This is a genomic window from Streptomyces purpureus (genome assembly GCF_014648195.1).
Taxonomy (GTDB): Bacteria; Actinomycetota; Actinomycetes; order Streptomycetales; family Streptomycetaceae; genus Streptomyces; species Streptomyces purpureus.
This window is the reverse complement of record NZ_BMQQ01000051.1, coordinates 17,741-24,455: the sequence shown is the minus strand read 5'-3', so window position 1 is coordinate 24,455 and position 6,715 is coordinate 17,741. Positions and strand designations below refer to the sequence as shown.

Annotated in this window: 9 protein-coding genes and 1 pseudogene; 9 read left to right on the top strand and 1 reads right to left on the bottom strand. The window is 69.9% G+C overall.

Annotated features, from left to right (window positions below):
• The 9 genes and pseudogenes from IEZ01_RS35485 to IEZ01_RS33445 all read left to right on the top strand — a co-directional run.
• A pseudogene (locus tag IEZ01_RS35485) lies at positions 1–636 on the top strand (hypothetical protein); the annotation flags it as partial.
• Between the two features lie 15 nt (positions 637–651).
• Positions 652–876 carry a hypothetical protein gene (locus tag IEZ01_RS33480; RefSeq protein WP_189205517.1) on the top strand — a complete coding sequence of 75 codons (225 nt, stop codon included), beginning with the start codon at positions 652–654 and terminating at the stop codon, positions 874–876.
• Positions 873–1,124 carry a hypothetical protein gene (locus IEZ01_RS33475; protein ID WP_189205515.1) on the top strand — a complete coding sequence of 84 codons (252 nt, stop codon included), beginning with the start codon at positions 873–875 and terminating at the stop codon, positions 1,122–1,124. Before IEZ01_RS33480 ends, IEZ01_RS33475 begins: the two co-directional genes overlap by 4 nt.
• Before the next feature lie 9 nt (positions 1,125–1,133).
• On the top strand, positions 1,134–2,045 hold the full coding sequence (locus IEZ01_RS33470) for a hypothetical protein (protein ID WP_189205513.1): 912 nt from the start codon (positions 1,134–1,136) through the stop codon (positions 2,043–2,045).
• 237 nt (positions 2,046–2,282) lie between these two features.
• Positions 2,283–2,585 (top strand): hypothetical protein, encoded by a 303-nt coding sequence (locus IEZ01_RS33465; protein WP_189205511.1) that lies wholly within the window; start codon positions 2,283–2,285, stop codon positions 2,583–2,585.
• A gap of 76 nt (positions 2,586–2,661) precedes the next feature.
• Positions 2,662–2,904, top strand: a complete 243-nt coding sequence (locus IEZ01_RS33460) for a hypothetical protein (protein WP_189205509.1) — start codon at positions 2,662–2,664, stop codon at positions 2,902–2,904.
• A complete protein-coding gene (locus IEZ01_RS33455; protein ID WP_229833339.1) occupies positions 2,901–3,776 on the top strand; it encodes a hypothetical protein in 876 nt (291 codons plus the stop codon). The genes IEZ01_RS33460 and IEZ01_RS33455 overlap by 4 nt, the downstream gene beginning before the upstream one ends.
• 172 nt (positions 3,777–3,948) lie before the next feature.
• Positions 3,949–5,202 carry a helix-turn-helix domain-containing protein gene (locus tag IEZ01_RS33450; protein ID WP_229833338.1) on the top strand — a complete coding sequence of 418 codons (1,254 nt, stop codon included), beginning with the start codon at positions 3,949–3,951 and terminating at the stop codon, positions 5,200–5,202.
• 95 nt (positions 5,203–5,297) lie between these two features.
• Entirely contained in the window at positions 5,298–5,762 is a 465-nt protein-coding gene (locus IEZ01_RS33445; protein WP_189205505.1) for a DUF6415 family natural product biosynthesis protein, read from the top strand.
• Positions 5,763–6,247: 485 nt separating this feature from the next.
• Here IEZ01_RS33445 and IEZ01_RS33440 read toward each other — a convergent pair whose 3' ends face one another.
• A complete protein-coding gene (locus tag IEZ01_RS33440; RefSeq protein WP_189205503.1) occupies positions 6,248–6,487 on the bottom strand; it encodes a helix-turn-helix domain-containing protein in 240 nt (79 codons plus the stop codon).
• Between the last annotated feature and the right edge of the window lie 228 nt (positions 6,488–6,715).

Here is a 6,715-nt window from a genome sequence, read left to right as displayed (position 1 = left end):
GAACAGGATTACGCGGTCTGCGCCCTCGTCGGCTCCTCGGGTCTGACCGAGCCCACCGACGCCCAGCTGCACGGACTACGCGACGCCATCGACCACTGCCGCCGCGAAGGTGCGGCCGGACCGTGGCTCGGCGGCCACAAGGACGGATACCCCACCAACTGCCCCGGCGGCCCGCTGTACGCCTGGGTCCAGGCCGGAGCCCCCCGCCCGCAGACCACCCCGGCCTCCACGCCGCCGCCCGCCACTGAGGAGGAGCCTGTGCCCCTAATGCTGTCCGAGTCCCGCGCCGATGACACCCAGCTGTCCGTCACCAGCTGGGTAGATCTGCCCTTCGCTGACGCCGTGATTCACAAGGGCCCGCGAGAACACGTCACGGTCGTGCACCTTCAGCTCGCCGCGGACACTCCGCCGGACGCCGAAATCCTCGGCCGCTTCTACTTGGCGAACGCTGACGGCACCGCCCCGTCCGCGTACCTCCCGATCCGCCACGTCGGCCCCGGGCCACACCAATTCGTCAGTGCTGCCCCGATTCCCGAGGGCCGCTACCTCCGCTTCCAGGCCCTGGCCGTCACGCAGCACGGCGAGAGCCTGACCGTCACCCATCGCACCCTGTCCGGTCCGTACTGGACCGTCTGACCAAGGAGAACCGCCATGCCTGATGCCGCCAAGCGCACGGCCCGCACGATCCTTCAGACCGCGGTCGCCATCGCGGTCGTCCTGCCGGCCGCCGTCGACGCCTCCGGTATCCCGGCCACCCTTCCGTGGGTTGCTGGGGCGCTCGCCGCCGCCGGCGCGCTGACCCGGGTGATGGCGCTGCCTGGGGTGCAGCGGATACTCCCGGGCTGGCTCCGCACCGACGAGCCGAGCCGCGGATGACGCCGACCGAGTCCGGACAGCTGCTGATCGAGCTGGAGCGGCTGCGGGGCACTGTGGACGCTGGATTCGCGCGAGTCGACGGCCAGCTCGCGCTGCTCGTCCAGCGCGGTGACCAGACGGACAAGCAGCTCGCCGACCATGAGGCCCGGCTCGATGCCCTGGAGAAGAGCCGGTGGCCGCTGCCGTCGCTCGCCGCGCTGGTCAGCCTCGGCGCGCTCGGCGCCACCCTGTACCAGCTCGCCCGGTAGGAGGCCCCGATGCCGCTGCCCGCGACCCGCACCGTCACCGGGACCTACCTCAACCCAGCCACCGGGGCCGCCGCCACAGGCAGCATCGTCCTCACACCAGTCCCGGCGGTGTGGACCGACAGCGCCGATAACACGATCCTCGCGGGAGGCACCACCCTCACCCTCGCGGCCGGCGCGTTCTCCCAGGCGCTCGTCACCACGGACGCGGCGGGGGTGGAGCCTGCGACGGGCCGTCTGTGGCGGATCGAGGAGCGCCTCACTGGGCTGCCGTACCGGACGAGGCATTTCGCCCTGCCGCTCGGGCCGGGCACCCCGATCGACATTGCGGACATCGTCGCAGCGGATCCGGGCGCCGTTGGCTACACCCCCGTCGAGGGGCCGGCAGGCCCGACGGGTCCGACCGGAGCCACCGGCCCGGCCGGGCCGCAGCCGCCGCTCGGCGGGCAGGGCGCGGGGGACACGGTCGCGCTGCGGTCCACCGACATCCTCCTCGCCGCCAAGGACGCGGACGAGCAGGTCACCAACTCCACCACGCTTCAGGACGACGACCATCTCGCTCTGCCGGTCGCCGCGAACGCCGTGTACGCCCTCGATGCGTACCTCGATGTGGAGGCGGACCCGGCGGCCGACATCACACTCGGGTGGTCGGCTCCGGCGGGGGCGTCTCTGTCGTGGACGGAGACCGGCATCTCTGCGGGGAACACCGGCAACATCGGCTCCCTCAAGCAGAGCCGGTTGGACCTCGCGACGAGCAGCGGCGTGGGCATCGTGGCCGCCGGGTCGGCGGTCCGCCCGGCCGGTGTGCTGCGCATGAGCGGGACGGCTGGGACACTCAGGCTCCGCTGGGCGCAGACGGTCGCTACAGGCACGGCCACGACCCTCAGGGCCGGGTCGTGGGTCCGGCTTATGCGTATCTCGTGACGAACGCCCCCTCTCGCGCTGCGGCGCGGGAGGGGGCGGCTTCGTTGCGTCCGGGGTCAGCGACCGCGTCGGCGACGTCGTCAGGGATGTCCCGGAAGCGCGTGATCGACGCCATCGTCGGCGAATACACCCGGAACAGCTGCGTGCTCCCTCTTGCCAACTATGCCTCACGTGAGGCATAGTTAGGGGTGTCAGGCCGAGGGAGCAGCCCGAAGGCCGCAAGAGAAGGAGCCTCCGATGACCACCACCCACTTCACCGCCTGGCTCACCAACACCCCCTCCGCCCTTGACCAGCCCAACGTAGACCTCACCGTCCTCGAAGACGTACTGATCGGCGACCCGGACGACGGCGACTCGGCCTGGGCCAGCGCGGGCGGAGAGGCCGCCTTCGAAGCGATCACCAGCGTGCCGGCCGAGGACGACGACGACGAGCAGGCGCTGCGTGAGGCGAAGGACCTACTTCAGGACGCGGGGTGGCGCACGGTCGGCGAGTGGGACGGTGTGGAAACCGGCTACATCGTCACCGTCGAGCGCATCTGACCCAATGACGGCAGTGAGCAGCCCGCCCCCGGATCATCGGGTGCGGGCCGCTCCGGCACGGAAGGAGCTCGTACCCATGTCAGACAATACCGAGCTGTGGCTGATCGCCCAGGTGGCTGAGCACCTCGGCTACGAAGGCCCGAATGCAAACGCGTCCGCGCGCCGAGCTCTGTCCCGTCTCGGCGTGAAAGCCGTGACGCACCGGCCGACGGACTCGTCGCCACGCCCCCATGCCCTCTACGACGCGGCCGCGGTCCAGGCGGCTGTCGCGGCGCGGCCGGGCAAAGGCGTCGGCGGCGGCAGGAGGAAAGCTTCGTGACGCTGCGCCCGACGCAGCTGCCGAAGCTGCGGGACCAGACCAGGACGTTCCTCCAGGACCCGGAGTCGGCAATCCGGTCCGCCACCAACAGCGACCTGCATGTCGGCTTGGACAACCTCGTCGCCTGTCTCAACGCTGCCGATCTGTACTGGGCGACACCGGACATGACCGCGCTCGCCATGTCTTCCGGCGCCCAGCTGGCCGCCGCAAGATGGGCCACAGCCGACCGGCCTTCCCCCTGCGGGCTGATGCTCTTTGACGGAGGCTTGGGGACCATCGACAGTCACGGAGTGGCGATCCCCGTCGAGGCGATCGTGTGGGGCCCCGCCCGCGGCAAGTGCATGTTGTGGCTGCTGGTCTCACGGCGCCGGATGGTTCAAGAAGTTGAGCAACTGAAGCAGCCGTTCACGCTGGTGGAGGAGAAAATCCCCCCGCTGATGCCGGTGTACGGCTTCGCACTGCCCGTGACAGTCGAACCTGTGCCGCTCATCGACAAGGACCTGCCGCAACCGATCGTCGCCGCACTGGCCGCATCGTGGCTGCTCATGCAACAGAGGCTGCTGGTCGAACGCGCCCGGCACCGTCCCGACAAGACGACCGCGCGCAGCTACGCCCGGGCAGGCCGGCCGGTACCGGAAGTCACGAGCGTGGGGCTGCGCCGTCAGTACGTCCTCTCGGGGCAGGAGGACGAGGGCACCGACATCGCGGGGCGCCGCTACCTTCATCGCTGGGTCGTGTCCGGGCACTGGAGAGATCAGCCCCACGGGCCGGACCGTGCGCTGCGTCGCAAAACGTGGATCCCCTCGTACGTGAAGGGCCCGGAAGGGGCGCCGCTGTTGTCGACGGAGAAGGTAAACGTCTGGCGTCGATGAGGAGTCCGGCGTGTGCGCCTATGCCTCCCGTGGGAGCTCCGCTGGGCGCTCGTGACGAACGCCCCCTCTCGCCTTCGGGCGGGAGGGGGCTGTTTCTTGCGTTCTGGATCACACAGAACGGGCCTCGCCCCATACTCTGACAGTGTCGAGCTGTTCAGAGAGGGGCAAGGCCGTGTCACATGATGCTACCCCGGATCCATACGCCAACCCGCTGGCTTTCGGGCAGAGGATGCAGGTCCTCCGCGAGCGCCGCGGCATGAGTCGCACCGTCCTCGGTGGGCTCGTCGGAATGTCGGCCGAGTGGGTGAAACAAGTCGAAAACGGCCGCATCCAGGCACCTGGCCTCGACATGGTCCTGCGGATCGCCGAAGCACTGCGGGTGCGGGACCTCTCCGACCTCACAGGACGACGCGACATGCCCGCCCCGCTATTCCAGGGCCCTGGCCACCCCCGCCTTGCCGCCGTCCGTGCCGCAGTCGACGCGCTGCCGCTCGGCTCACCCACTGCCGCTCCGCCACGCCCTGAGCACCTGGCGGCGCGGCTCGCGGTCGCGTGGAAGTCGCGACATGAGGCGCCGAACCACCGTGAGCTCGTAGGCGGCTTGCTTCCGGACCTGATCCGTGACGCTCACCTCGCCGTGCAGTCCGCCGAGGCGCCCGACGACTGGCGGGCCGCCCAGTCGGTCCTCGCCGAGGTGTACTCGCTGAGTCAGTTCTTCATCGCCTACCAGCCGGACCCAGCCCTGCTGTGGCGGGTCGCCGAGCGAAGTATGGTTGCCGCCGCCCAGTCCACCGACCCGCACGCTATCGGGGTCTCCGCCTGGCTTATGGCGCAGGCCCACCGTGACTCCGGCCCCGGCCACTACGACGCCGCCGATGCCGTCACCATGCAGGCCATCGAGCACCTCGCCCCTCTGCTCCCTGACGCCGACGACCATGTCCTCGCGATCGCCGGCGCCCTGGAGTTCGAGGCTGGCTACACCGCGGCGCGCCGCGGGCAGAAGGGCACCGCATGGCGGCACTGGAGCCAGGCTCGCAAGATGGCCAGGAAGCTGCCCGTGGACTACTTCCACCCCGTCACCAGCTTCTCGCGGGCCATCATGGGTGCCCATGCCGTGACCGTGGCGGTCGAACTGCATGCTGGCCCGGAGTCTGTGCGTCAGGCCGCCCGTGCTGACGCCACCACGATTCCGTCCCGGCCTCGCCGGGCTCGGCACAGGATTGAGGAGGCTCGCGGCTATCAGCTCGATGGGCAGCCGGACGTCGCCATCGCCACGTTGGCGATGGCCCATGAGGCGGCGCCGGAGACGATCCGCTACAACGGCTACGCCAAGGCCTTGATCCTGGAGGAGATCCAGGCGCGCGCCAGCGGCCGCCGACGCCGGGCATCCGAACTCGCCGTGAAGGTGGGTCTGCTGGCCGCCTGACACCTGACAGGGGGGTGGATTCCTACCCTCTGGCTCCTTGAACTGCCCCTACCGTCGTTCGTACCGCAGGCCACGACGACGGTAGGGAGCGACCCATGCAGGAGAGGCACGACCGGCCGACCGAGTATGCCGAGGTGTCCCTCGGGCCGGTCCTTGCCGAGTTCGTCGACGCTATAGAAGAGCATGTGGAGCAGGCGGCCGAGGACGATATTCGGCGTGCGCTCAACATGCGCAGCCACCCCGGCGACGCCGAGGTCACGCGCCTCAACGACAGGCTCCACATGTACTGCCAAACCCTTGCCGTCGGCGTCCAGAGCATCCCGGAGCAGCGCCGAACCGTGCGCGGCGTGGCAGCCCTGGAGACATGGGCCAGCCTCACAGAAGACGGCCCCGCGCCCGGCCCGCTCGGTGCGTGGTCTCACTCGCATCATCTCGCCCAGACGGCGCGGGACATGCTCGCCGAGATCCGCGCGTACCGTGCCCAGCGACGCGAAGCCGCGTTCGTCGGCCGCCCCGGCCTGCCGCCCCTCGCGCCCGCCTCCGAGCGGCGGCCGCGGTGACCGATCGGCAGCGGCAGTTCGTGTACTGCCTCGTCGTCCTCGCATGCCTCGCCGCGATCGGCCTCGGCATCACCACCCAGAAGGGGCCCTGATGACCGCACAGCCCAAGTCCTCCCCCGAGTCGAGGCCGAAGCCGACGCCGACCGGGCGGCAGGTACCGCCCGCTTGGACGGACACGAGCAATCCCGTACTCGCGCAGCTGGTCTATTTGCAGCAGACCCGGTCCCATCGCCTTGGGATCAAGCCCGAAGGTTCCTGATCTCCTGGCCGCTGGTGGCGCCGATCACCAGCGGCCGGGTTGCAGCCGCCTCGGCCGGCCCATGTCCCCCGTGCCGACCGGGGCACTCATACCCCGCTCTGGCACCCGCCTCGGCCCTGGACGACACTCGGACGCTCTGCCGATCCGGGTGGGCCACTCGCGCATCGCGCGCGTAAGGGTGCCAGAGCGGGTCCAGCCCCGGCCAGGTTTCGACGCTGGCCGGGGCTCACCGCACGAGGTCGGCGAGGGGGACACCGATTGCGTCGGCGATGCGGACGAGGTCGCTGAATCGGGGGTCGCGTTCGGCGCGTTCGTAGCGTTGGATGCTGCGTCGCTCCATCCCGATGGCGTCGGCGAGCTGGTCTTGAGAGAGGCCGGCGGCTCGGCGGTAGTCCGTGATCCGCTGGCCGAGAACCCTGCGCCGGTGCAGCACTTCTTCGGGCAGGGGGGTTCTTCGGGCTGGCACTCGTCAAGGCTTCGACTCAAACGATCTTGAGTCAGTACCCAAACGGTCGCTTCTGCCCCACCCCCGCCAAGGGGTGGGGCTTCGTCATGTTCCTAGGAAGTCGTGGGCGGATGTTCCAGCAGGCCAACGCCTCACTGGCGTTCCGGAAGTCTTCCGGTCGGGGCCTGGATTCCGGTGTTCTTCCGTACGTTCACGACACCCGACGAAGGTCCATGAAAGACATGGAAA

Excerpts from the sequence above, each read along its gene's own strand:
- IEZ01_RS33480 (WP_189205517.1), top strand. The coding sequence starts at position 652 with ATGCCTGATGCCGCCAAGCGCACGGCCCGCACGATCCTTCAGACCGCG.
- IEZ01_RS33475 (WP_189205515.1), top strand. The coding sequence starts at position 873 with ATGACGCCGACCGAGTCCGGACAGCTGCTGATCGAGCTGGAGCGGCTG.
- IEZ01_RS33470 (WP_189205513.1), top strand. The coding sequence starts at position 1,134 with ATGCCGCTGCCCGCGACCCGCACCGTCACCGGGACCTACCTCAACCCA.
- IEZ01_RS33465 (WP_189205511.1), top strand. The coding sequence starts at position 2,283 with ATGACCACCACCCACTTCACCGCCTGGCTCACCAACACCCCCTCCGCC.
- IEZ01_RS33460 (WP_189205509.1), top strand. The coding sequence starts at position 2,662 with ATGTCAGACAATACCGAGCTGTGGCTGATCGCCCAGGTGGCTGAGCAC.
- IEZ01_RS33445 (WP_189205505.1), top strand. The coding sequence starts at position 5,298 with ATGCAGGAGAGGCACGACCGGCCGACCGAGTATGCCGAGGTGTCCCTC.